Source organism: Pseudarthrobacter sp. SORGH_AS 212, from assembly GCF_030818145.1.
Taxonomy (GTDB): domain Bacteria; phylum Actinomycetota; class Actinomycetes; order Actinomycetales; family Micrococcaceae; genus Arthrobacter.
On sequence record NZ_JAUTAA010000001.1, the window covers coordinates 2,445,274 to 2,467,819 of the forward strand.

The window sequence follows — 22,546 nt, forward strand, 5'->3', positions numbered from 1 at the left end:
ACCCAACCTCCGTCCCTGCCCCCCCGTACTTCAGTAAGGAAGAACTTCATGTCCAACCAACTCCGCGGTGTCCTCACCGCCCTGACCACCCCCTTCACGCAGGACGAATCCCTCGATGTCGAGACCCTGCGCCTGATCGTTGACCGCTCCATCGACGCCGGCGTTGACGGTGTGGTGGCCGCAGGATCCACCGGCGAGGTGGGTGCGCTCTCCTCCGAGGAGCGGCTGCTGCTCATCGAAACCGTCATCCAGCAGGCCAACGGCCGCGTGCCGGTCATCGCGAACACCGGGGCCACCTCCACTGCCGAGGCCATCCGCCTTTCGCAGGCAGCCGAGAAACTCGGTGCCGACGTGCTCATGCTGGTCACGCCGTACTACGAGCCGCTGACCCTCGAGGAGACCGTCACCTACATCAAGGACGTGGCCCGTTCCGTCACCATCCCGGTGATGCTCTACAACATCCCGGCCGTCACGGGCGTGAACCTGGACCCGGCCACCGTCCGGGCCCTGGCCGAAGACGTGGAGAACATCCGCTACATCAAGGACTCCAGCGCCAACTGGGAACAGGCTCTCCAGCTGATCCACCACCACTCCGACGTCATCGGCACCTTCATCGGCTGGGACGTCTACCTCTACAGCGCCCTGATTGAAGGCGCAGCAGGCGTCATGGCAGGCACCGCCAACGTTGTCCCGGGGGAGATCGTCGACGTCAGCCGTCGCATCGCCGGGGGTGACCTGCAGGGTGCACTGGGCCAGTGGAAGAAGGTCTACCCCGTGATTGATGCGCTCCTGTCCGTGCCGTTCATTCCCGCCGTCAAGGCCGGCCTGGCCCTCCAGGGCCTCCCTGCCGGATCACCCCGCCGCCCCACCGCGGACCTCGACAGCGACGACCTTAACCGGGTCAAGCAGGCCCTGTCCGCCCTGTACCAGACCGTCGGCTAGGCCATGGATACCGATTTCGGCGCCTTCCTGTCCACCGTCTCGGACGCCATCTGGGCGCCCATGGCCTACGTGGTCCTGGGCCTGGGCGTCGCCTACTCCATCGCCACCAAAGGCATCCAGTTCCGCCGCATCCCGGACATGCTTAGGCAGCTCAAGGACAGCGAAGGCGGCGAAGGCGGCCTGTCCTCCTTCCAGGCCCTGGTGCTGGCACTGGCCAGCCGGGTCGGCGTCGGCAGCATCGCCGGGGTGGCGACCGCGGTGGGTGCCGGTGGACCCGGCGCCCTGGTGTGGATGGCCATCACCGGCCTGGTGGGCTGCACGGTCGGATACGCCGAGGCAGCCCTGTCCCAAACATTCAAGCGCCAGGTCCAGGACGAGGACCGGCGCAACGCCAACGAGGACATCGGCGGCATGCCGTACTACATCAAGTACGGCCTGAAGCTTCCCAAGGTGGGAGCCCTCGTGGCCGTGCTCGGCGTCATCGGCTACGGCTTCGTCTTCCCCGGCTTGCAGGTCAATACCATTGCCGCAACCGCCAAGCTCGCATTCGGCCTGGACAGCTGGATCCCCGCCATCCTGGTGACCGTCCTCATCGCACTCGTCATCTTCGGCGGAACCTCCCGCCTCGTGAAGGTCACCCAGGCGCTGGTGCCGCTGCTCGCCGTCGGTTACCTGGTGCTGGCCCTGGCTGTCATCGCCATTAGCATCGGCAGCGTTCCCGCCGCCGTCGCACTGATCTTCCAGTCCGCCGTCGGCATCCATCCCGTCCTGGGCGGCATCGCCGGCGCCGCAGTGGCCTGGGGCGTCCGCCGCGCGGTCTTCGCCTCCTCCAACGGGCTCGGCGAGGCCACCTTCGCCGCAGCTGCAGCCCGCACGTCCCACCCGGGCAAGCAAGGCCTGGTGCAGACCTTCAGCATCTACATCGACGTGCTGCTGATCTGCATGGCCACCGGGCTCATGATGGTGGTCTCCGGCAAATACAACGTGGCCGACGGATCCGGCGGCTACCTGGTCAACAACCTGCCCGGCGTCCCGGTAGGCGCCAACTGGGTCCAGGAAGCCATTGACACCCTCGTGCCGGGATGGGGCGCAGGGTTCGTCGCCGTCGCCGTCCTGCTCTTCGGCTTCACCTGCCTGCTGGCCTACTTCTACGTGGCGAACTCCAACCTCCTCTACCTGCTGGACGGCAGGCCCGGCCACCTCTGGAAGAACATCCTCAAGGTGGGCACCATGGTCATCGTGTTCCTGGGCTCGATCATCAACGCCCAGATCGTCTGGGCGGCCGGCGACATCGGCCTTGGCCTGATCGCCTGGGTCAACCTCATCTGCCTGGCCTTCCTGTTCCCGCTGGTCCGCAAGATCTACAAGGACTACGAATGCCAGCGCAAACTCGGCCTGGACCCCACCTTCGACCCCAAAGCCCTGGGCATCGACGGCGCCGACTTCTGGGAAAAGCCGGTTCCGGTCGAACACCACCACCACCCCCAGCAGCATTCCAGCGAAAGGACATCAGGCACGCCATGACCACCGCAGAAAAGACACTCTTCACGGTCCTCCGGGCGGAGACCCCGCCGGTACCCGCCCTCCCTCCCGTCGGCCAGTTCATCGGCGGAAAGTTCGTCCCCTCCACCTCCAGCGAGACGGCCGACGTCGTCAACCCGGCTACCGAGGGCATCCTCATGCAGGTGCCCGCCGGCACGGTGGAGGACGTCGACGCCGCCGTTGCGGCCGCCGTTGCCGCCAAAGCAGCCTGGGCCGCCACCACGCCGCGGGAACGGTCCGCCGTCCTGCTGAAGATCGCCGACATCATCGAGACGAACCGTGCGGTGTTCGAAACCCTCGAAGCTGCCAACACCGGTAAGCCCGAAGCGGTGGCGGAAGACGACATTTCCAGCGCCATCGACACCTTCCGGTTTTCGGCCGGCGCCGCCCGTGCCTACAGCACGCTCGGCGCGGACGACTACGCCGAGAACCACACCTCGGTGATCCACCGCGAGCCGGTCGGCGTCGTCGGTGTCATCACGCCGTGGAACTACCCTCTGCTGATGGCCGCCTGGAAGATCGCCCCGATCCTGGGCGCCGGGAACACCCTAGTCCTCAAGCCCTCCGAGCAGACCCCGCTGACCACCCTCAAGCTGGCCGAACTCATCGCCGCCGAGGTTCCCGCCGGCGTTATCAACATCGTCACGGGCCCCGGCCGCGTGGTGGGCAACCGCCTCTCCGAGCACCCCGGCGTGGACCTCGTGGCCATCACGGGCAGCGTGGGCAGCGGCCAGAAAGTGGCCGCAGCCGCCGCCGATACCGTCAAGCGCGTGCACCTTGAGCTGGGCGGCAAGGCACCGGTCGTCATCTTTGCCGACGCCGACCTCGAGGCCGCTGCTAAAGGCGTCCGCAGTGCCGGGTTCTGGAACGGCGGGCAGGAATGCGGCGCGGCGTGCCGCGTCCTGGTCCACGAATCGGTGGCGGACAAGTTCACCGAGCTGCTGGTCCGGGAGATCAGCGAAATCACCGTCGGCACCCCCGGCGGCGGTGACGCCGAAATTGGCTCCATGATCTCCAAGGCGCACTATGAGCGTGTCCTGGCAGCAATCGATGAGATCCGGAAGGACGGCCTGACCATCGCCGTGGGCGGCAACGCGATCGACGGGCCCGGTTACTTCATCGAGCCCACCGTTGTCACCAACGTGCCGGCCGGGGCCCCGATTACCAGCAATGAGATCTTCGGTCCCGTGGTGAGCGTGGAAACGTTCAGCAACGACGAGGAAGCCGTCACCCGTGCCAACGAAACCATCTACGGACTGGCAGCATCGGTGTGGACCAAGGACTCCGCCCGCTCGCTCAACGTTCCCCGCAAGCTGGACTTCGGCACGGTCTGGGTCAACTCCCACCTGGTCATCGCCACCGAAATGCCATGGGGCGGGTTCAAAGGATCCGGCTACGGCCGCGACCTCTCCAGCTACGCCCTGGACGACTTCTCCCGCACCAAACACGTGATGTACAACCGCGGCTAAGCAGTTCCAAAGACCCCGCCGCAGCGCCTCCGGTGCTGTGGCGGGGCCTTTCCTGTGCCACAAATCCATGCGTGGTGCTTGTCCAGGCAGTCTTGTCCGTACGCCAAGCCGCTGTGTACGATCGTACGCATGGCCGATTATTTCGCGGATGATCCGCGCACCAACCGCGAGCGGATGCTGGCCGGGGACCTTTACATCGCCGATGACCCGGACAACGCCAAGGCATTTCACCGTGCCCTGAAGCTGCAGGCCCGGTACACGGCGGCCTACATCGAGGACCCGGAATCCGCGCGGCCCGTGCTGGCGGAACTGCTGGGTTCCGTGGGGGACAACGTGGATGTCCGGCCGCCGATCACCGTGGACTATGGCAGCTACATCACCGTGGGTGAAGGCACCTTCGTCAACTCCAACCTGACGGCCCTGGACGTCGCCGCGATCACCATCGGACGCGACTGCCAGATCGGCCCCAACGTGCAGCTGCTGACCCCCACCCACCCGCTCGAAGCCCAGCCGCGCCGGGACAAGCTCGAAGCGGCCAAGCCCATCAGCATCGGAGACAACGTCTGGCTGGGCGGCGGCGCCATCGTCCTGCCCGGCGTGACCATCGGGGAGAACACCGTGATCGGTGCAGGCGCCGTGGTCACCAAGGACATCCCCGCCAACGTGGTGGCCGTGGGGAACCCGGCCCGGGTAGTCAGGGACCTGCCGTGAGGGTATTCCGGTGGCAGTGACCCAGCGCCGTTTCGACCCGGAACGGCGTGACCGCATCATCGCCGCAGCCCTGGACGTCATCGCCGAAGCCGGAGTGGCCGGGGCCTCCCACCGCAAGATCGCTGCCCGGGCAGATGTGCCGCTTGGCTCCATGACCTACCACTTCACCGGCATGGAAGAAGTGCTGCGCGAAGCCTTCACCCGCTTCGCCGCCACCATCGCCGTCCGCTTCGAAGCCCGGATGGCGCGGGCGACCACCTTCGAGGAGGCCCGTGCCGCCGTGGTTGACCTGATCCACGAGGACCTCACCGGCTCAGCCCGCGAACTGGTCCTCACCCAGGAGCTGTACACCCTGGCGGCCCGCGAACCGCTCTATCGCGAGATCACCCACGCCTGGATGAAGCAGAGCCGCGACGCGCTGGTCCGGCACTTCGACCCCGCCACGTGCCGGATGCTGGACGCCCTGATTGAAGGCTTGTCCCTCCACGCCGCGCTGGACATCGAGGAACACCACCGCACTGCTACGGCCGAGGCGGTAGCCCGCATCACCACGCCCGCCGCGCCGCGCCACTGACGCGTAAAACCACTGACGTAACGCCCCCAGAAAGGCCGCCCCATGGCTTCCTCCGAAAGCCCACCTCCTTCCGAAGGCCCTGCTTCCTCCAGGAAAGATGCCCGTCCCGGCAGCACAGCACTCCCGGAAGCACGGCTCCGCCGGGCACGCATCGGCGTAGCACTGCTGTTCCTGACCAACGGCGCCCTGTTCGCCAACCTCCTGCCGCGCTACCCGGCCATCATGGATGAACTGCACCTCTCCAATGCGCAGTTCGGCATGGCGGTGGCCGCTTTTCCGCTGGGCGCCCTGGTGGCGGGCCTGGGCGCCGCCGCGCTGATCCGGCGCTTCGGAAGCGCAGCCGTGGCGGTACTCGGCACGGTGCTGACCGGCGCCGGTGTGCTGGCGGCCGGTGTGGCACCCTCCTGGGCGTTACTGGCCGGCGCGCTCTTTGCCGCGGGGGCGGCGGATGCCATCACGGACGTGGCCCAGAATTCGCACGGGCTCAGGGTGCAGCGGCTGTACGGCCGGTCCATCCTGAACTCGTTCCACGCGGTGTGGAGCATCGGCGCCGTCCTGGGCGGACTCATGGGCGCGGGTGCCATCCTGGCCGGGTTGTCCCGGGGGCTCCACCTCGGCCTGTCCTGCCTGGTCTTCGCCGCGGTGGCACTTGCTGCCTCGAGGCTGCTCCTGCCGGGCCATGATCCCGCGGCCGCAGCGCAAGAAGCCCAGGCCACAGGGACGGCGAAAACCACGGGACGGCCACCGCTGAAGATCTGGGCAATCCTGGCGGCATTGGTGCTGATTGCCGTTTCGGGCAGCCTGGTGGAGGACGCGGGCAGCACGTGGGCCGCTGTGTACCTGTCCGGTTCCCTCGGGGCTGCCGCCTCGCTCGCGGCGCTGGGTTATGTTTCGCTGACCGGCGCACAATTCGTCGGCCGGCTGGTGGGCGACCGGCTGGTGGACCGTTTCGGCCAGCGTGCCGTGGCCCGCTGCGGCGGCGTGATCGTCCTGGCAGGAATGGGCTGTGCCCTGGCCTGGCCCACAGTCCCCGGAACCATTGCCGGGTTCGCCGCCGCAGGCCTGGGTGTGGCCACCCTGGTCCCGGCTGCCATGCATACCGCAGATGAGCTGCCCGGGCTGCGGCACGGCACCGGACTGACGCTGGTCAGCTGGCTGATGCGCCTGGGATTCCTCTGCTCACCGCCCGTCGTGGGGCTCATTGCCGACGCCACCAGCGTGCGCACCGGCCTTTTGGTGGTGCCGCTCGCCGGGGTCCTGGTCCTCTTCCTCGCCCAGGTGCTCCCGCCACGGCGGGGCGTGCTCCACTTGCCAAAGCAGCCCCGCCCCGGGGATCAGGCCTCCGTTGCCGGGGACCCGTCGTCGTCCGCTTCTTCAACCTCGAGCAGCAGCGCGGTGCCCTGATACGCCGGCAGGTCGATGAAGAAGCTGTGCAGGTCATCCACCTGGCCCACGGTTTCGCCGCTGAAGAGGTCGCGCACGCTGGCACCCGGCGGAAGGTGGGTGGACCGGACGCTGCCGGAGATGTCCTGGCCGGAGAAGTTGAGCACGGTGATTTCGACGGCACCGCCGGCCAGCCCGTTCACCAGGACCAGCAGCCCGCGGTGCGAAACGTCCGGCACGTCCAGGAGCGTTCCGGTGGCGATGCCGTGCTCCTCCCGCACCGCCAGGATCCGCTGGAGCCTGCGGGCAAAGGAGTTTTCGTTGTCGAGCTGTTCCGGGAGCGGCCCGTAGAGGCTGCGGGCGCGGGGCATTCCGGAGGATGAGGCCGTGGCGTCCGGGCTGGTGCCCATGATGTCGTGCGCGCCGCGGTTGATCCAGCGGGTGTCGCCCTGCGCGATCAGCTCCCCAACGGTGCCGCGGTCCAGCACCGAAATCCCGGTCAAATCCCAGCCGGACAGTGCGAAGACGCCCGGCTGCAGCGCGTTGTACATGGACAGCAGGATGTGGGCGTCCAGGACCTGCGCCTCCTGCTCCGGCGTCAACGCATCCGGATCCTGGATCCCCAGCGTGGCCATGATGAAGCTGACAGTGGTGCAGGCGATCCCGTTCATGGTGAACACGGAGTTGTAGGGGGCGTTTTCGCCGGTGAGCCGCTCCCGCATGGTCTGCTGGACGTGCTCGGCGATCTGGGCCCCGGTCATTTCCTGGCCGCCGAGCTCGAAGACGTCGTCCCGGTGGCCCGCGGCGAAGTGCATGAGTTCGTAGGTGAGCTCGTCGTGGTTCTGCAGGGCATGGACCAGGGAGGCCTGGTCCACCCCGATCTCCTTGGACAGCCGCAGCGTCAGCCGCAGGAACTCCGTATCCCCGGTGACCAGCGCGAAGTGGTACGCGGGACGGGTGATGAAGTCGTAGGAAAGGTCCGGGCCGGATTCGGAGGTGGCCTTGATGTCGTCGATGGTCAGGTTCAGTTCCTGGAAGGAGAACCCGCCCACCTTGCGGATCATGGAGCCGATGAGCTGGTTGGCAGCCTCGGACAGCGGGTGCCCCTCGGACCAGCCCGGCTCCTCCTCGGCGCTCTTCTCCACGCCCAGGAACCCGTTGGCATCGAGCCGGAGGGCTCCGGTGCCGAGGTCCACCAGCGAATGCAGGGCATCGCCCACCACCAGGCGCATGCCGGCGAAGGTGGGATCCAGCCAGTTGATGGACGGCTGGCCGGCCTTGAAGTAGTGGAGGTAGACCCAGCGGCGGGTCTTGCCGGTGGTGTCCACGATGGCCCGGGTGGCACTCCAGTTGGTTTCCTTCACGCCGGGTTCGTAGAAGATCACCCGCTGCAGGCGGCCGATGATGTAGCCGGCCTTCTGCAGGGCCTGTTCCGCGTCCGGGCTGAGGTTCACCGAGTCCTTGCCCTCGGGGACGTCCGGCAGCAGGTGCCAGTCCTCCTCGGGGATGTCCACCATGTGGTAGATGCCGGGGTAGTCCCGGAAGTTCATTTCGGCGAGGCGGAAATCGGCGCCCTTGCCGGTGTGGCCCGGGACGATGTCGTCGATGATGGTGCCGCCGTGTTCCGCGGCCACCTCGCACATCCGCCGGAATTCATCCTCGTCGCCGAACACCGGATCTATGCCCATGCTGATCCGGTCGAAGTGGCCGTCCACGCTGGGGGTCTGCATCCATCCGCTGATGCCGCCGGCCAGCTTGACCGGGCCGGTGTGGATGGCGCGGATGCCGATGTTCCGGAACGCCTCCCACATTCCCTCGTCGCCCAGGGCCGACAGGAAGGACTGGCCGGGCTGGGTGATGAAGGACAGGGGATAGGCGGTGAACCACACGGGGGCGCGTTCGACGGCGGCCCGCGGGTTGGGGTGCGCGTAGGAGTTCTGCCACATGCTGGCCTGGCCCGAGAGCTGCCGGGCGAGCGTGTTGGCATCCCCGAGCATCGCCTGGTTCCGCAGCCATTCGACATAGGCGGCGTTGCGTCCGTCGAACTCAAAGGACGGCCTGGTGGCAAGGTACTGGCGGCGCCGGGCGATGGGCCTCAGGGCCTTGGGGCGCGCCGGGTAGAACTGTTCGTCGTAACTGATCTCCGCGTCGGCTGCCTGCTCGGTGGCAGCGGCCGTCTCCTGGCCTTCTTCGACGTCGAGGGCATCTGCTTCAAAAATCCCCTCGCTGGTGGTCGGTTCGCTCATGGTTCCTCTTTCCGAAGGTTACTTCCATGGCCCGGAGGCGAAGCCCCGGGACACCTTGCGCACGAATTCACCGTACCCCGGCGGGCAAGGGCTATTCGCGGAACCGCGGCGGTGCGGCAGTAAAGGACTGTCATACGTACCGCTGCGCTCACGGACAAGAACCGGTCGCTGGCGGACAAACGGCCGCCTGATCCCCGCTGCGAAGCTGGATTCCTCAACAACTTCCCCGCTCATGACCGTGAGAAGGACCCTTATGAGTATTTCGAATTCTGAACCCCGGACCACTGACGCTCCGGCCAGGGAGCATTCCACCGCCCTCCGCGCCGGAAGCGTCGGAGTGATGGGCATTCTCTTCTTTGTCCTGTCCGCCCAGGCGCCGCTGACCGGCATCGTGGGCGCCTCACCGCTCGCGGCAGCCCTCGGCAACGGCGCCGGCGCCCCGGGCGCCTACCTGATTGTCGGCGTCGTGATTGTCATCTTCGCGGTGGGCTTCGTAGCCATGAGCCGCAGGATCCAGGCCAACGGCGCCTTCTATGCCTACGTGACGGCCGCGTTCGGCCGGAGAACCGGTGCGGGTGCGGCCTGGCTGGCCCTGCTGGCCTACAACACCATCCAGGCGGCCATGTACGGGCTGTACGGTGCGGCCTTCTCGGGGCTCCTCGCCTCTGCGGGCCTTGACGTTCCCTGGTGGCTGCTGGCACTGGCCACCATGGCCGGCGTCCAGGTGCTCGGGTCCCTGAATATCGAACTCGGCGCCCGCATCCTGGCCCTGCTGGTGGGCCTGGAAGTTGCCGTGCTGCTGCTGTTCGGCTTCACCGTACTCTTCAGCGGCGGCGGCCCGGAGGGCATCAGCGTTGCGGCATCCTTCTCGCCCCAGGCCATCGGCGCCGGCGCCCCCGGGGTGGCCATCATGTTTGCCGTGGCGTCCATGTTCGGGTTCGAATCCACCGCCATCTACTCGGCGGAAGCCAAGGACCCGCACCGCACAGTGGCACGGGCCACGTACCTTTCCGTGGGCGTCATTTCGGTGTTCTTTTCCTTCATCTCCTGGATGCTGGTCAGCTACTACGGGCCGTCCAGGGTGATGGACGCCGCCGGGGCAGCCCTGGAATCCGGAGATGCCACCTCCTTCGTGCTCGGCCCGATGGTGGAACTCTTCGGTCCGTGGGCGGGGACTGTCACGGGCATCCTGCTGGTGACGTCGCTGCTGGCCGGGATCATCGCCTTCCACAACGGCATCAACCGCTACCTGCACTCGTTGGCGCTCCGCGGTTCCATGCCTGCCCGGGTGGCCCGGACCAACCGGCACCGTGCACCCGCTGTCGCCGCCTGGATCCAAACTGCCGCCGCCGTCGTCCTGGTGATGCCCTTCGCGGCACTCGCCCTGGACCCCGTCCTCACCCTGTTCTCCTGGTTCAGCGGGCTGGCCGTGGCGGCGCTGCTGGTGCTGTACATGCTGTGCTCCGTGGCCGTCGTCGGCTTCTTCCGCCGCGAATCCGCCGGGGCCGGGCTGTGGCAGACGCTGATCGCCCCTGCGCTCGCCTCCGTCCTGCTCGCGTGGGTCCTCTACCTGGTGGTCAGCAACTTCACCGCCCTGATCGGCGGCAGTGGGGAGACAGCAGCGGCCCTGCTGGTGGCCGTCCCCGTGGTCTTCGTGGCGGGGGTGCTGGTGGAAGCCAGGGTGCAGCGCCACCTTGACGGTGCCGGGCGCGGAACGGCAGAGCCGGACCCGCGGCTCAGCTGAGTGTTGCCCTGCCGGCCGCAGGACCCGGCGGCAGCGGATTGGCCCGGTGCGCAGCTAGCGTCTCGCGCCGGGCCAGCAGCTGCGCAGCGCAGAACAGCCCTGCCACGGCGGCGGCGGCCGCCCACGCCACCTCCGGGCCGGCCGGCCAGTTGCCGGCCAGCCCCAGGAAAGCCGGACCGGTGGCGGTAACGGGGCCGGCCAGCACCAGGGACCACCCGATAAACGGGTCCATCCGCCTCCGGCCCAGTGCCAGGGAACCGAACAGGGCGGCCCACAACACGGCCCAGGCCAGCCACAAGACTGCGAGCAGGGGATCGGTGCCGAGCCAGGCCGCGGCCAGGAGCAGCCCCAGTCCGGCCACCATGCCGCAGAACCAGCCCAGCCCCTTCGATCCCAGGTGCAGCAGGGCGTCCAGCCCCACGTAGACGTAGGTCAGTCCGAACAGGAACATGCCGGCTACCGTCAGCAGTTGCGCCGCGCCACCCGCCAGGGACATGAGGCCGAGCAGCAGCTGGAGGGCCCCCACCACCAGGTTCAGGATGGCGGCGTCCCGCCACGGCAGCCGGTTCAGGGTGGCCAGGCCGTTGACCAGCAGGACGGCGCCGGAGAGCAGGAGGCACAGGTACGCCATGTCAGGCCGCCTGTGAGCCGCAGTGACGACCGGCATTAGATATCGCTGAATGGAATTTCGTTGTCACAATACGGAGATTAGCTGAGAAAGTGGGTTTCGCTTGGCGGGCGGCAGTCGCAATCGGTTAGGTTGAAACGTAAACCTCTTGGGACAGCGCCGCCTCCGGTGTGCCGTCCCGCGTCCGGCCACGGTAAGGAAAACATCATGGATGCTCGACTCGAGGCCATCAGGGACACCGTCCTGGCCAGGAACCCCGGCGAAGCGGAATTCCACCAGGCTGTGGTGGAAGTCTTCGAAAGCCTGGGGCCCGTTCATGACAGGCACCCCGAGTTCCTTGAAGCCGCCATCCTGGAACGGCTCTGCGAGCCCGAGCGGCAGATCATCTTCCGCGTCCCGTGGACCGACGACGCCGGACGCGTCCAGATCAACCGCGGGTTCCGGGTGGAATTCAACTCAGCGCTGGGGCCGTACAAGGGCGGCCTGCGGTTCCACCCCTCGGTGTACCTGGGCATCGTCAAGTTCCTGGGTTTTGAACAGATCTTCAAGAACGCCCTCACCGGCATGCCCATCGGCGGCGGTAAGGGCGGCTCCGACTTCGATCCCCGGGGCCGCAGCGACGCCGAAGTCATGCGCTTCTGCCAGTCGTTTATGACCGAGCTTTACCGCCACATCGGCGAATACACCGACGTCCCGGCCGGCGACATCGGCGTGGGCGGCCGCGAAATCGGCTACCTTTTCGGCCAGTACAAGCGCATCACCAACCGCTACGAGTCCGGCGTCCTGACCGGCAAGGGCATCTCCTGGGGCGGCTCGCTGGTCCGCCCCGAAGCTACCGGGTTCGGTACGGTCATCTTCACGCAGGAGATGCTGAAGACCCGCGGATCCTCCTTCGACGGCCAGCGCGTGGTGGTTTCCGGTTCCGGCAATGTGGCCATCAACGCGATCGCCAAGGCGCAATCGCTGGGCGCCACAGTGGTGGCCTGCTCCGACTCGTCCGGCTACGTGGTGGACGAGGCGGGCATCGACGTCGCACTTCTTCGCGAGGTGAAGGAAGTGGAGCGCGGCCGCCTGAAGGACTATGCGGAACGCCGCGGCGGTGTCACCTATGTGGACGGCGGATCCGTGTGGGACGTCGACGCCACGGTGGCGCTGCCCTGCGCCACGCAGAACGAGCTCGACGGCGATGCTGCCGCCCGCCTGGTGCGCGGCGGCCTCCTGGCGGTCGGCGAAGGCGCCAACATGCCCTCCACCCGCGACGCCGTTGCGGTGTTCCAGGACGCCGGGCTGCTGTTTGGCCCCGGCAAGGCTGCCAACGCGGGCGGGGTGGCCACCTCGGCTTTGGAAATGCAGCAAAACGCCAGCCGGGATTCGTGGTCCTTCGAGCACACCGAGGAACGGCTGACGGAGATCATGGTGGGCATCCACCACCGCTGCGCGTCCACCGCTGACGAGTACGGCCAGCCGGGCAACTATGTGCTGGGCGCCAACATCGGCGGCTTCGTTAAAGTGGCCGATGCCATGCTGGCCCAGGGCCTGATCTGACCGTTACGTTCCGCGGCGCCAGTCCGACGGCGGCACGCCAAACGCATCCCGGAACGTGCGGCTGAAGTGTGCCGCATCCAGGAAACCCCACCGGGCGGCCACGGCGCCGACCGGCAGCCCGGCGTGCAGCGGGTCCCGGAGGTCGCGGCGGGCGCCTTCGAGCCGCTGCGTCCGGATCCAGTTGGCCACCGTGGTGCCGGACTCGTGGAAGACGTTGTGCAGGTGCCGGGTGGAAATGAAATGCGCCGCGGCGATGCTGGCCGGCGAGAGCAGTGGGTCCGACAGGTTCGCGTCAATGTACTCCCGCACCGCCACCGCCAGCAGTGCCTGCGGCTTCATCCGGTCCGGGGAGATGTCCATCTCGGCGTGCAGCATGGTGGACACCAGGTCCAGGGCGTTTGCCGCCAGCCTCGACCCGCTGGGCCCGTTGAGGACGTCCAGGTTCCCTGACAGCTGCCGGATGAACTGCCCCACGATGCCGCTGAGACCGCCATCGCCGGCCATCCGCACTGCCGCCAGCTGCCCCACGTAATCCGTGGGCAGGGCGAGGGCGTCGCACGGGAACATCACCACCAGGATCCGTGTGGTGTCCTCGAAGGCCAGGGTGTAGGGCCGGTTGGTGTCGTAGATGGCGAGGTCGCCGGGGCGGAGGACCGCCTCCCGGTTGTCCTGGATCAGCAGGCCGGTGCCTTCGAGCTGCAGGTTCAGTTTGAAGTACCGCTCGTGGGCCCGGGCAATGAGCGCCGGCGTGCGGTGGACTTCGTGGGATGTGGCCGTGACCTCCACGATGGACATCCGGTCCAGGACCCTGGAACGCAGCTGTCCGCGGAAACCCTCAACGTCTGCCGTCTCCGCCGCCAGCGGCACGAAGGACTCGGCCACCAGATGCTTCCAGTGGTCGAACGATGAGGCAATGCTGGCGGTGAGGGCCTGGCTTGCGGGGACCGTGGCCCGGACGGGTGCTGGCATGGCTGCTCCTGACGAGTGGTCACTCGGACGTTCCCCCCGGGACTGTGTCGTGGAACACAGTGACAACAGGTTAGGGTCCCTGGAATTTTTTTTCAACACTTGGCGAAAAAAGGCGACGGGGGCACTTTCCCGCGTGCCGTCGTCGTCCGTCCCCTGAGCGCGCTTCGGGCCGGAGGCCACCGCCGCCCATGCGCGGCGCGAAGACCCGGGCCGGGTGTTCTCCGACGCGCTGGTCCTGACCGCAACCGTGGCAAGCTTCGCCGGCGTGGGCCTCACCCTCGTCGATGCGTCCACGGCGGAGGGCTTCGCCAAAGATGCCATGGTGGCCATGGCCCTCGGCGGCATCGCCCTGTCCTGGTTCCTGGTGCACACCCTCTTCACCCTGCGGTACGCCTCGATGTTCTACCGGGACCGGGGTGGGGTCGATTTCAACGAGGAGGAACCTCCCCGCCACAGGGATTTTGCGTACCTGGCCTTCACGGTGGGCATGACCTTCCAGGTTTCGGTCATGAGCCTCAAAACGCGGGCGATCCGCGGTGCGGTCCTCCGGCAGGCACTGCTGTCCTACCTCCTGGGAACCATCGTGCTGGCCACCACCATCAACCTGGTCTCGGGCCTCGTCCGCTAGGCGGAGCCAGGTGCATGCCCGGACATGCGAATGGGTGCAGTCTCCCTGAGGGGGCTGCACCCATTGCTGTACCGGGAGCCGGCCTGGGACTAATCCTTCTTGAAGGCGTCCTTGACCTTTTCTCCGGCCTGCTTCAGGTCAGCTTTGGCCTGATCGGTCTTGCCCTCGGCCTTCAGGCTTTCATCGCCTGAAGCGTGGCCTGCAGCTTCCTTGCCCTTGCCGCCAAGCTTTTCCGCGGCGTTATCAATCTTGTCGTCCAAACCCATGAGCTGCTCCTTGCGTTCGTACCCGCCCCGGGAAGTCCCGGAACCTGACCCTCAATACTAAGCATGCTTTTAGTTTCCCGCGTCCCATTCCCGGCGGGTTTAAGGCAAACTCACAGGATTAGGGTAGGGCCCCTTGCAGCGTCCCGGCTGCGGCACGGTCTGGCTGCGTTTCCCGGCGCTGCCGGGGGTGGCTGTGGCGCGGTTCAGCAGCGCAGCAGGGCCAGATAGCCTTCCAGCTGCGCGGCGTGGCCGAACTCCATGCGGTCCGGCGGGGCGAGTGCGGCCTCGATCTGGGCGCCGAGCAGCATGTTCAGGAGCTGGCGGGCCAGGAGGGAATCGTCGACGGCGGCACGCACGTCGCCGCTCTTACGCGCCTCCGCGAGGTAGCGCCGGATGGTCTCCACCCATTCCTCCATGGACTGCCGGTGGATTTCCGCCTTCCCGGTATCGGTGACCGCCTTCTGCCAGAACGGGATCACGATGCGGGCCTCGTTGACACGTTCCTCGTCCAGCGGGAGGACCTCGAGGCAGAAGGCCTGGAGGGCGTCGAGGCCGGACCTGCCCCCGGTGACCTCCGCAATGCGACGGTTGGTCCGGTTGAACACGTGCCCGAAGGCGAACTCCAGGAGTGTGTCCTTGGTGGGGAAATAGGGTTTCAGGGCTCCGTTCGCGAAGCCTGCCTCCTGTGCGATTTCCCGCATGGTGGCGCCTTCCATGCCCTGCCTGGCGATGATCCGCCAGGTGGCATCCACCAACTCCAGGCGCCGCTCGTCATGGTCAACAATCTTCGGCACCGCGGACCACTCCCGGAAATTTTTTGGCTCGGACTCTTGTGGGCCATGTTACGGACGTTTATTCTCTACAACTATAGAAAATAAACCACCGGCAGCCGGCGACGGCCCGATCAAAAGGTTTCCCATGACTCTCACCCCCACTGAAACCAGCACGGAATCGGCCTCTGCATCTTCCTATGGGCCGGTCACGGCAGCGGAGATCCTCGAAGTGCGTTCCATCCTCCAGGCCAACGGGCTCTTTGGCCCACAGCACCGCATCGCCTACCTGGGGCTGCTGGATCCGGCGCGCGGCACGGACCCGCGTGGCGCGGACCCACGCGGTGACGTCGGCGCAGTGAACCGCCGGTTCCGTACCTTCATCCACGATGTCTCCGGCGCTGCGCCGCGCGATGTTGTGGTCTCCGTGACGCAGCGGACGGTGGAGACCGCCGTCGAACTCGACACCGCGGTGACCGGCGAACTGCCGGTCCTCGAAGAGGAGTTCGAGGTGGTGGAGTCGCTGCTTGCCACTGACGGACGCTGGCTGCAGGCCCTGGCGGACCGAAACCTGGACGTCAGGAAGGTCCGGGTGGCACCACTTTCCGCCGGCGTCTTCGAGTACCCGGAGGAAAAGGGCCGGCGCATCCTGCGCGGCCTGGCGTTCGTCCAGGAGTTCCCGGAGGACAGCGCCTGGGCGCACCCGGTGGACGGGCTGGTGGCGTACGTGGACGTCGTCAGCCAGGAAGTCACGCAGGTGCTGGACACGGGCGCCGTCCCGGTTCCCGCCGAACACGGCAACTACACCGACCCGGAGCTCACCGGCCCGCTGCGCACCACGCAGAAGCCCATCAGCATCACCCAGCCGGAGGGGCCCAGCTTCACCGTCACCGGCGGCAACCACGTGGAATGGGAAAAGTGGAGCCTGGACGTGGGGTTCGATTCCCGCGAAGGCGTGGTCCTCCACAATCTCGCATTCCAGGACGGTGACCGGAAACGGCCCATCATCAACCGGGGCTCCATCGCCGAGATGGTGGTTCCGTACGGCGACCCGTCCCCCATCCGGTCCTGGCAGAACTACTTCGACACCGGCGAATACCTGGTGGGCCAGTACGCCAACTCGCTGGAACTGGGCTGCGACTGCCTGGGCGAGATCACCTACCTGAGCCCCGTCATCAGCGATGCGTTCGGCAACCCCCGGGAAATCCGCAATGGCATCTGCATGCACGAGGAGGACTGGAGCATCCTCTCCAAGCACTCCGACCTCTGGAGCGGGATCACCTACACCCGCCGGAACCGCCGCCTGGTGATCTCCTTCTTCACCACCATCGGCAACTACGACTACGGCTTCTACTGGTACCTCTACCTGGACGGCACCATCGAGTTCGAGGCCAAGGCCACCGGCGTCGTGTTCACGTCGGCGTTCCCGGAAGGCGGCTCGGACAACATCTCCCAGCTCGCCCCCGGCCTGGGCGCACCGTTCCACCAGCATCTCTTCAGCGCCAGGCTGGACATGGCCATCGACGGATTCACCAACAGGGTGGAGGAAGAAGACGTCATCCGGCAGGCCATGGGCCCCGGCAACGAGCGGGGCAACGCCTTCTCCCGGAAGCGCACGCTGCTCACCCGGGAATCCGAAGCCGTTCGCGAAGCCGACGCGCGGGCCGGCCGCACCTGGATCATCTCCAACCCCGAATCCCGCAACCGGCTGGGCGAGCCGGTGGGCTACAAACTCCACTCGCAGAACCAGCCCACGCTGCTGGCCGATCCGGACTCCTCCATTGCCCGCCGTGCGGCGTTCGCCACCAAGGACCTGTGGGTCACCCGGTACGCCGAGGAGGAGCGGTACCCCACCGGGGATTTCGTGAACCAGCACGGCGGCGGAGCTGGCCTGCCCGGGTATGTGGCGCAGGACCGGGACATCAACGGCCAGGACATCGTGGTGTGGCATACCTTCGGCCTCACCCATTTCCCTCGGGTGGAGGACTGGCCCATCATGCCCGTGGATACCGTGGGGTTCAAGCTCCGCCCCGAGGGCTTCTTCGACAGGAGCCCAGTCCTGGACGTCCCCGCGAACCCGAACCAGCAGGCGTCCTCATGCCACAGCGGGGGCAGCAGCGGTGGTTGCCACTAGCTTGGCCCCCGCCACGCCGGGCGGCACAGCCACGCGGACGACGCCGGGCGGACGGGTCCGCGCCCACGGTCCCGTCCTGCACCGGCGCCTCTGCGCTGTGGTCACCGCAGTGTCCTGCGCTGCGCACCTGTGGCTGGCTGTCCCGGGGCACCACGGACCCTGGCTGGGTTTCCTGATGCTCGCCCTCGCAGCCGCCTGCCTTCCCTGCACCGTGCACATCTGGCGGCACAGCCGGGTGGGGCCCCTGCACCAGGTGGCGGCGTCCGCCGTGGCGATGGTGGCCGTGCACGCTGCCCTGCTGCTGGGCACGGCCGGTGCGGTGCACGCCCACGGGGAAGGGCCGGCGTCGTCCGCCGTTTCCCTGCCCGCGGCGGAGGCCAGCCTGCAGTTGCTGCTGGTCATCGCCCTCGAACTCACCACCGCGCTGCTCGCCACAACGCTGGTGGCGCGGCTTCGTGCTGAACGCCGGCCTGGCTGAGCCGCCCGGCGTCACGCAGGGCACGCTTTTGGCCTTCCCGGGCCCGGTGCTCCGCGCAAAAGCCGGGCTCCGCCGTCGGGCGCCCGCCGAAAGGATGCTGCGCGTGACGCGGGCAGGTCCCGCGAACTACTTCTCGTCCGGCCCCAGGTCCGGGGCGGCCACGAAGCGGACCTCCCGGGTGGTGCTGCCCTGCAGTTCCAGGACGGCGAGCTCGTTGGCGCCCTCGCGGATCAGCGGCCCGGGTACGTAAAGGGTGCGCTGCGGGCCGCGGCTCCAGTAGCGGCCCAGGTTGAAGCCGTTGATGAAGGCGTTGCCCTTGGTCCAGCCGTCCAGGCGGAGGAACCTGTCGCCCGGACCCTCGGCCTCGAACGTGGCGAACGAAACCGACGGCCCGGCAACTCCGGTCCCGCCGGGCTGTTCGGCGGGAAGTTCCACTGCAGCGGCACGGAACGCCGCCAGCGAAGACAAGTCCACCGGCCGGACGCTCCAGTCCCGCACTTCCACACCGTCCAGCAGTGCCGGACCGGTCAGGCCCTTCGCCTCCCCGATCCGCGGCCCGTAGTTGACCCGGCCCTGGTCCTCCACGAGGACCTGCAGTATGCCGCCGCGAGGGAGGACGATGGAGCGCTCGCCGAGCTCCCGGCTTAGCGTCCCGAGGGGAAAGCCGTCCAGGAAGAACTGCGCGCGCGGTCGCGGATTTCGCTGAAGGTGAGGACGCCGTCGTCCAGCAGCCGTTCGTAGAGGAAGAAGCCGCGGTACTGGCCGGTGGTTTCACTCGGCGGCACGGAACCGGGGACCGGCACGGCGGGGAAGGCTGCGGCGGCATCCAGGAGCGGGGCGCTCGACGTTACGGACACAGCCGACGCTGGAACAGCGGCCCGGCGCTCCGGCACCTCCGCGGGAACCGGGAAGTGCTTGGCGATGACGTCCCGGAACGCGAAGTACTTGGCCGTGGGGTGGCCGTCCTCGGTGAGCGGCGCGTCGTAGTCGTAGGAGGTGATGGTGGGTTCGTAGATGCCTTTGTCGTTGGCACCGTTGGTGAAGCCGAAGTTGGTGCCGCCGTGGAACATGTAGATGTTCACCGACGCGCCGGCGGCCAGCAGGGCGTCGAGTTCCGCGGCCGAGGGGGCGGCATCGGTGGTGTGGTGGTGTGTGCCCCAGTTGTCGAACCAGCCGTTCCAGAATTCCGCGCACATCAGCGGCCCGTCCGGCTGCCGCTCCCGCAGGAAGGCCAGCCGCTCATCCGCGCGTGAACCGAACGTGCCGGTCTTGTGCAGCCCGGGCAGCGAGCCGTCCTCGATCATGGTCCCGAAAGGCTGGTCGCAGGTGAACAGGGGAACCTCGACGCCTGCGCGCTTGGCCGCATCCACGAGGTGCTGCAGGTAGGCCTTGTCCGAGCCATAAGCGCCATATTCGTTTTCGATCTGGAACAGGATCACCGGACCGCCGCGGGTGACCTGCCGCTCCACCACGATGGGCAGCAGCTGGTCCATGAACCCGTCCACGGCCGCCAGGTAACCGGGCTCGCTGCTGCGCACGCCAATACCCGGCTCGGTGAACAGCCACGCCGGGAGGCCGCCGTTGTCCCACTCCGCGCAAATATAGGGCCCGGGCCGGACGATCGCGTGCATGCCCTCGGCTGCCACCAGGTCCAGGAAGCGGCCCAGGTCCAGGCCGCCGCCGGTCCGGAAGCTGCCGGGCGTGGGGGAGTGCTCGTTCCACGGCACGTACGTCTCGATGGTGTTCAGGCCCATGAGGCGCGCCTTGCGGATCCGGTCCGCCCACAGGTCCGGGTGGACGCGGAAGTAGTGGATGGCGCCGGAGAGGATGCGGAACGGTTCTCCGTCCAGGAGGAAGTCGCGGCTGCCGATGGCAAAGGTATGCACGGTGGATCCCAAATCAGTTGGCGGTGCGGAGGGCGGCGGCGTAGGCGTAGGAGGTGTTGCTCCAGATGACGAAGAGCAGTGGTGCGGGTGCCAGGGCAATGCCGAGGACGGGCTGGAGGACGGCAGCGGAGGCGATGATGCCCAGCAGCACCAGGGCGGCGAGGCTGAGGTACCAGCGTTGGACGGTGAGGTAGAGGGCTGCCTTGAGCAGGTTCTTGAGGCCTGTTCCGGGCAGGAGGACGACGCCGGCGATCGCCATCACGGTCACGGTCACCGTTGCGGCGGCTGCGACGAGGATCACTGGCACCAGCAGGGCCGCCGCCGGCATCGGCTGGACGATCACCAGGTCCACGCCGAGGAACAGCAGGATGGCGACGGCTGCGAGCCCGAGCGGGGCGGTCTTTCGGAAGCTGCGGCGGTAACCGCGGAGGTAGGCGGCGACGGGTTTTACCGCGGCGCCGTCGTCGTGCAGGGCCTTGAAGGTGGTGAAGAGTCCGGCGAGGGAGGGCGGGATGGTGATGGTGAGGGCGAGGAAGAAGGGCCACGCGGCGGCGGGGTCTGCCACGAGGGCCAGGCACAGCACCAGCGGTGCGTTTGCGAGGGCCATCAGTACATTTCCGGCGAGGAAGGTGTAGATGAAGCCGAAGATGTTCCCGAAGGCCTCGAAGCCGGGGCTGGGGATCCGCCCGGCCAGGCCGCGTTGCCGGGGGTGTTGGCCTGTGTTCGGTGAGTGCCGGGTGGGGTGCTGTGCCACGGTGGTCATCCTTTCATGCCGCTCGTGGCGATGCCCTGGATGAAGTAGCGCTGGCCGATGAGGAAGATCGCGAGGATGGGGATCACCGAGATCACGGAGCCGGTCATGATCATGGCGTATTCGGCGTCGAACTGGCCCACGAAGGAGCGCAGGCCGAGTTGGACGGTCCAGAGCCGGTTGGAGGTGAGGTAGATGAACGGGCCCATGTAGTCGTTCCAGGTGTTCACGAAGGTCAGCAGGGCCAGGCTGGCAAGTGCGGGTTTGGACAGGGGGAGGATGACGCGGGCCCAGATGCCGTATTCGCTGAGGCCGTCGATGCGGGCGGCTTCGCAGAGTTCGTCCGGGATGGTCATGTAGTACTGGCGCATGAGGAACACGCCGAACGCGCCGAAGGCCTGGAGCAGGATGAGGGCGTTGAAGCTATTGGTGAGGCCAAGGTTCTGCATCATGATGTACTGCGGGACCATGTAGGCCTGCCAAGGCACGGCGATGGTGCCGATGTAAGCCAGGAACAGTACGTCGCGGCCGGGGAAGCGGACCTTGGAGAAGCCGTAGGCGGCCAGGGAACCGGTGAGGACCTGCAGGCAGGTGATGATCACGGCGAGGTAGAGGGAGTTCTGGAGGTAGCCCATCATGGGGATGCGGGTCCAGATGTCGGTGTAGTTGCTCCACACGAACTCGGTGGGGATCCATTGGATGGGGACGGTGAGGACCTGGTTGTTTTCCTTCAATGAGGAGGAGAGCATCCAGATGAACGGCACCATCAGCGCCGCCACGAGGACCACGAGGGCGGCGTAGATGACGAGGTCGGTGGTGCGTTTTTTCCGCTCGCGCGGGGAGCGGCGGCGTTCGGTGTTGCGGTCCTCCTCCGCATCGTTCGGGGGAAGCCCGGTTCCCAGGAGCCGGGACTCGGCCTTGAGGTCTTCGGCCATGTTGGTCATCAGCGTTCCCTCCGCTGTTGGATCTTGAATTGGAGCACGGTGACGGTCAGCACGATGAGGAACAGCACGAGGGAGATGGCCGAGGAGTAGCCGAATTTTCCTTCGCCGATGCCTTCCTGGTAGATGAGCTGGGACAGCACGGTGGTGGAGCGGCCGGGGCCGCCGTTGGTCATGACGACAATGAGGTCGAAGACTTTGAAGCTGGAGACGGTCAGCATGACGACGACGAAGAACGTGGTGGGGCGCAGGGAGGGGATGGTGACGTTCCAGAAGCGTTGCCAGGCGGAGGCGCCGTCGACTTCGGCGGCTTCGTAGAGTTCGGCGGGGATGGCCTGGAGGCCGGCGAGGTAGAGGACCATGTAGTAGCCCATGTCGCGCCAGACGCTGGTGATGATGACCGCGGGCAGGGCCCAGTCGGAGCTGGAGGTCCAGCCCGGCGGGTTGGCGATGCCGATGGTGGTGAGGAACTGGTTGATGGGGCCGTTGTCGGGGCTGAAGAGCATGTTCCAGACCACGGCCACTGCTACCAGTGAGGTGATGTACGGGAAGAAGATGGCGACGCGGAAGAAGCCGATGCCTTTGAGTTTGCGGTTCAGGAGCATCGCCAGGAGCAGGGCCAGGGCCATGGTGAGGGGGACATGGCCGATGGCGTAGACCACGGTGTTGCGCAGAGCGATCCAGAAGGAATCGGAGGCGAACATCCGCTGGAAGTTGGCCAGTCCCACCCACTTGGGGGCGGTGAAGGAGGTCCATTCCATGAAGGACAACGCGAACGCGGCCAGGACCGGGATGAGGGTGAAGGCCAGGAACCCCAGGAAGTTCGGCAGGATGAACGTCCAGCCAATCAGCGTGTTGCGGCGGGCCTGCTTCCGGTTGCCCCGGCTGTGGACAGCCGGGGCAACCGTCGAAGGAATAGTTTCAGTGCTCATGGCTGCC

Annotated in this window: 20 protein-coding genes and 1 pseudogene; 11 read left to right on the forward strand and 10 right to left on the reverse strand. The window is 67.2% G+C overall.

Annotation, left to right across the window (positions count from 1 at the left end; translation table 11 throughout):
* Positions 1-48 precede the first annotated feature (48 nt).
* From dapA to QE394_RS11175, 6 genes are all read left to right on the forward strand, one after another.
* A complete protein-coding gene (dapA, locus tag QE394_RS11150) occupies positions 49-942 on the forward strand; it encodes a 4-hydroxy-tetrahydrodipicolinate synthase (protein WP_349034512.1) in 894 nt (297 codons plus the stop codon).
* Positions 943-945: 3 nt separating this feature from the next.
* Complete coding sequence (locus QE394_RS11155) at positions 946-2,466, forward strand: alanine/glycine:cation symporter family protein (RefSeq protein WP_349034513.1); 1,521 nt, start codon at positions 946-948, stop codon at positions 2,464-2,466.
* A complete protein-coding gene (locus tag QE394_RS11160) occupies positions 2,463-3,953 on the forward strand; it encodes an aldehyde dehydrogenase family protein (protein ID WP_349034514.1) in 1,491 nt (496 codons plus the stop codon). Before QE394_RS11155 ends, QE394_RS11160 begins: the two co-directional genes overlap by 4 nt.
* 129 nt (positions 3,954-4,082) lie before the next feature.
* Positions 4,083-4,664 (forward strand): sugar O-acetyltransferase, encoded by a 582-nt coding sequence (locus QE394_RS11165; protein WP_261619518.1) that lies wholly within the window; start codon positions 4,083-4,085, stop codon positions 4,662-4,664.
* A gap of 10 nt (positions 4,665-4,674) precedes the next feature.
* Positions 4,675-5,238 carry a TetR family transcriptional regulator gene (locus QE394_RS11170; RefSeq protein ID WP_082497414.1) on the forward strand — a complete coding sequence of 188 codons (564 nt, stop codon included), beginning with the start codon at positions 4,675-4,677 and terminating at the stop codon, positions 5,236-5,238.
* Positions 5,239-5,280: 42 nt separating this feature from the next.
* Complete coding sequence (locus QE394_RS11175) at positions 5,281-6,642, forward strand: MFS transporter (RefSeq protein ID WP_349034515.1); 1,362 nt, start codon at positions 5,281-5,283, stop codon at positions 6,640-6,642.
* Here QE394_RS11175 and treS read toward each other — a convergent pair.
* The gene (treS, locus tag QE394_RS11180) at positions 6,573-8,867 is read right to left on the reverse strand and encodes a maltose alpha-D-glucosyltransferase (RefSeq protein ID WP_056081249.1); all 2,295 of its coding nucleotides are present in this window, start codon (positions 8,865-8,867) and stop codon (positions 6,573-6,575) included. The two genes, QE394_RS11175 and treS, sit on opposite strands and share 70 nt — an antisense overlap.
* Before the next feature lie 253 nt (positions 8,868-9,120).
* On the opposite strand from treS, the gene QE394_RS11185 reads away from it, so the two are divergent.
* The gene (locus QE394_RS11185; RefSeq protein WP_349034516.1) at positions 9,121-10,611 is read left to right on the forward strand and encodes an APC family permease; all 1,491 of its coding nucleotides are present in this window, start codon (positions 9,121-9,123) and stop codon (positions 10,609-10,611) included.
* Here QE394_RS11185 and QE394_RS11190 read toward each other — a convergent pair.
* The gene (locus QE394_RS11190; RefSeq protein WP_349034517.1) at positions 10,604-11,242 is read right to left on the reverse strand and encodes an AmiS/UreI family transporter; all 639 of its coding nucleotides are present in this window, start codon (positions 11,240-11,242) and stop codon (positions 10,604-10,606) included. The two genes, QE394_RS11185 and QE394_RS11190, sit on opposite strands and share 8 nt — an antisense overlap.
* 204 nt (positions 11,243-11,446) lie before the next feature.
* Here QE394_RS11190 and gdhA point away from each other — a divergent pair, with 204 nt between their 5' ends.
* Positions 11,447-12,784 carry an NADP-specific glutamate dehydrogenase gene (gdhA, locus tag QE394_RS11195; RefSeq protein WP_056081241.1) on the forward strand — a complete coding sequence of 446 codons (1,338 nt, stop codon included), beginning with the start codon at positions 11,447-11,449 and terminating at the stop codon, positions 12,782-12,784.
* Positions 12,785-12,787: 3 nt separating this feature from the next.
* Here gdhA and QE394_RS11200 read toward each other — a convergent pair whose 3' ends face one another.
* Positions 12,788-13,753, reverse strand: a complete 966-nt coding sequence (locus tag QE394_RS11200; RefSeq protein WP_349034518.1) for a helix-turn-helix domain-containing protein — start codon at positions 13,751-13,753, stop codon at positions 12,788-12,790.
* A gap of 175 nt (positions 13,754-13,928) precedes the next feature.
* Here QE394_RS11200 and QE394_RS11205 point away from each other — a divergent pair.
* Positions 13,929-14,381, forward strand: a pseudogene (locus QE394_RS11205) (DUF1345 domain-containing protein); the annotation flags it as partial.
* Positions 14,382-14,470: 89 nt separating this feature from the next.
* Here QE394_RS11205 and QE394_RS11210 read toward each other — a convergent pair.
* Both QE394_RS11210 and QE394_RS11215 read right to left on the reverse strand, forming a co-directional pair.
* Positions 14,471-14,647 carry a CsbD family protein gene (locus QE394_RS11210; RefSeq protein ID WP_045730732.1) on the reverse strand — a complete coding sequence of 59 codons (177 nt, stop codon included), beginning with the start codon at positions 14,645-14,647 and terminating at the stop codon, positions 14,471-14,473.
* A gap of 203 nt (positions 14,648-14,850) precedes the next feature.
* Complete coding sequence (locus QE394_RS11215; protein WP_261619514.1) at positions 14,851-15,441, reverse strand: TetR/AcrR family transcriptional regulator; 591 nt, start codon at positions 15,439-15,441, stop codon at positions 14,851-14,853.
* 124 nt (positions 15,442-15,565) lie between these two features.
* Here QE394_RS11215 and QE394_RS11220 point away from each other — a divergent pair, with 124 nt between their 5' ends.
* Positions 15,566-17,551 carry a primary-amine oxidase gene (locus QE394_RS11220; RefSeq protein ID WP_261619513.1) on the forward strand — a complete coding sequence of 662 codons (1,986 nt, stop codon included), beginning with the start codon at positions 15,566-15,568 and terminating at the stop codon, positions 17,549-17,551.
* Positions 17,538-18,029 (forward strand): hypothetical protein, encoded by a 492-nt coding sequence (locus QE394_RS11225; protein WP_349034519.1) that lies wholly within the window; start codon positions 17,538-17,540, stop codon positions 18,027-18,029. Before QE394_RS11220 ends, QE394_RS11225 begins: the two co-directional genes overlap by 14 nt.
* A gap of 126 nt (positions 18,030-18,155) precedes the next feature.
* On the opposite strand, the gene QE394_RS11230 is transcribed toward QE394_RS11225, so the two are convergent.
* The 5 genes from QE394_RS11230 to QE394_RS11250 are packed head-to-tail and all read right to left on the reverse strand — an operon-like array spanning position 18,156 to position 22,539.
* Complete coding sequence (locus QE394_RS11230; RefSeq protein WP_349035402.1) at positions 18,156-18,701, reverse strand: hypothetical protein; 546 nt, start codon at positions 18,699-18,701, stop codon at positions 18,156-18,158.
* Complete coding sequence (locus tag QE394_RS11235) at positions 18,674-19,915, reverse strand: beta-galactosidase family protein (protein ID WP_349034520.1); 1,242 nt, start codon at positions 19,913-19,915, stop codon at positions 18,674-18,676. The genes QE394_RS11230 and QE394_RS11235 overlap by 28 nt, the downstream gene beginning before the upstream one ends.
* Positions 19,916-19,928: 13 nt before the next feature.
* The gene (locus QE394_RS11240) at positions 19,929-20,678 is read right to left on the reverse strand and encodes a DUF624 domain-containing protein (RefSeq protein ID WP_349034521.1); all 750 of its coding nucleotides are present in this window, start codon (positions 20,676-20,678) and stop codon (positions 19,929-19,931) included.
* Positions 20,675-21,610: a carbohydrate ABC transporter permease gene (locus QE394_RS11245; protein ID WP_349034522.1), complete on the reverse strand. Its 936-nt coding sequence runs from the start codon at positions 21,608-21,610 to the stop codon at positions 20,675-20,677. Before QE394_RS11245 ends, QE394_RS11240 begins: the two co-directional genes overlap by 4 nt.
* On the reverse strand, positions 21,610-22,539 hold the full coding sequence (locus QE394_RS11250; RefSeq protein ID WP_056081225.1) for a sugar ABC transporter permease: 930 nt from the start codon (positions 22,537-22,539) through the stop codon (positions 21,610-21,612). The genes QE394_RS11245 and QE394_RS11250 overlap by 1 nt, the downstream gene beginning before the upstream one ends.
* Positions 22,540-22,546: the final 7 nt, after the last annotated feature.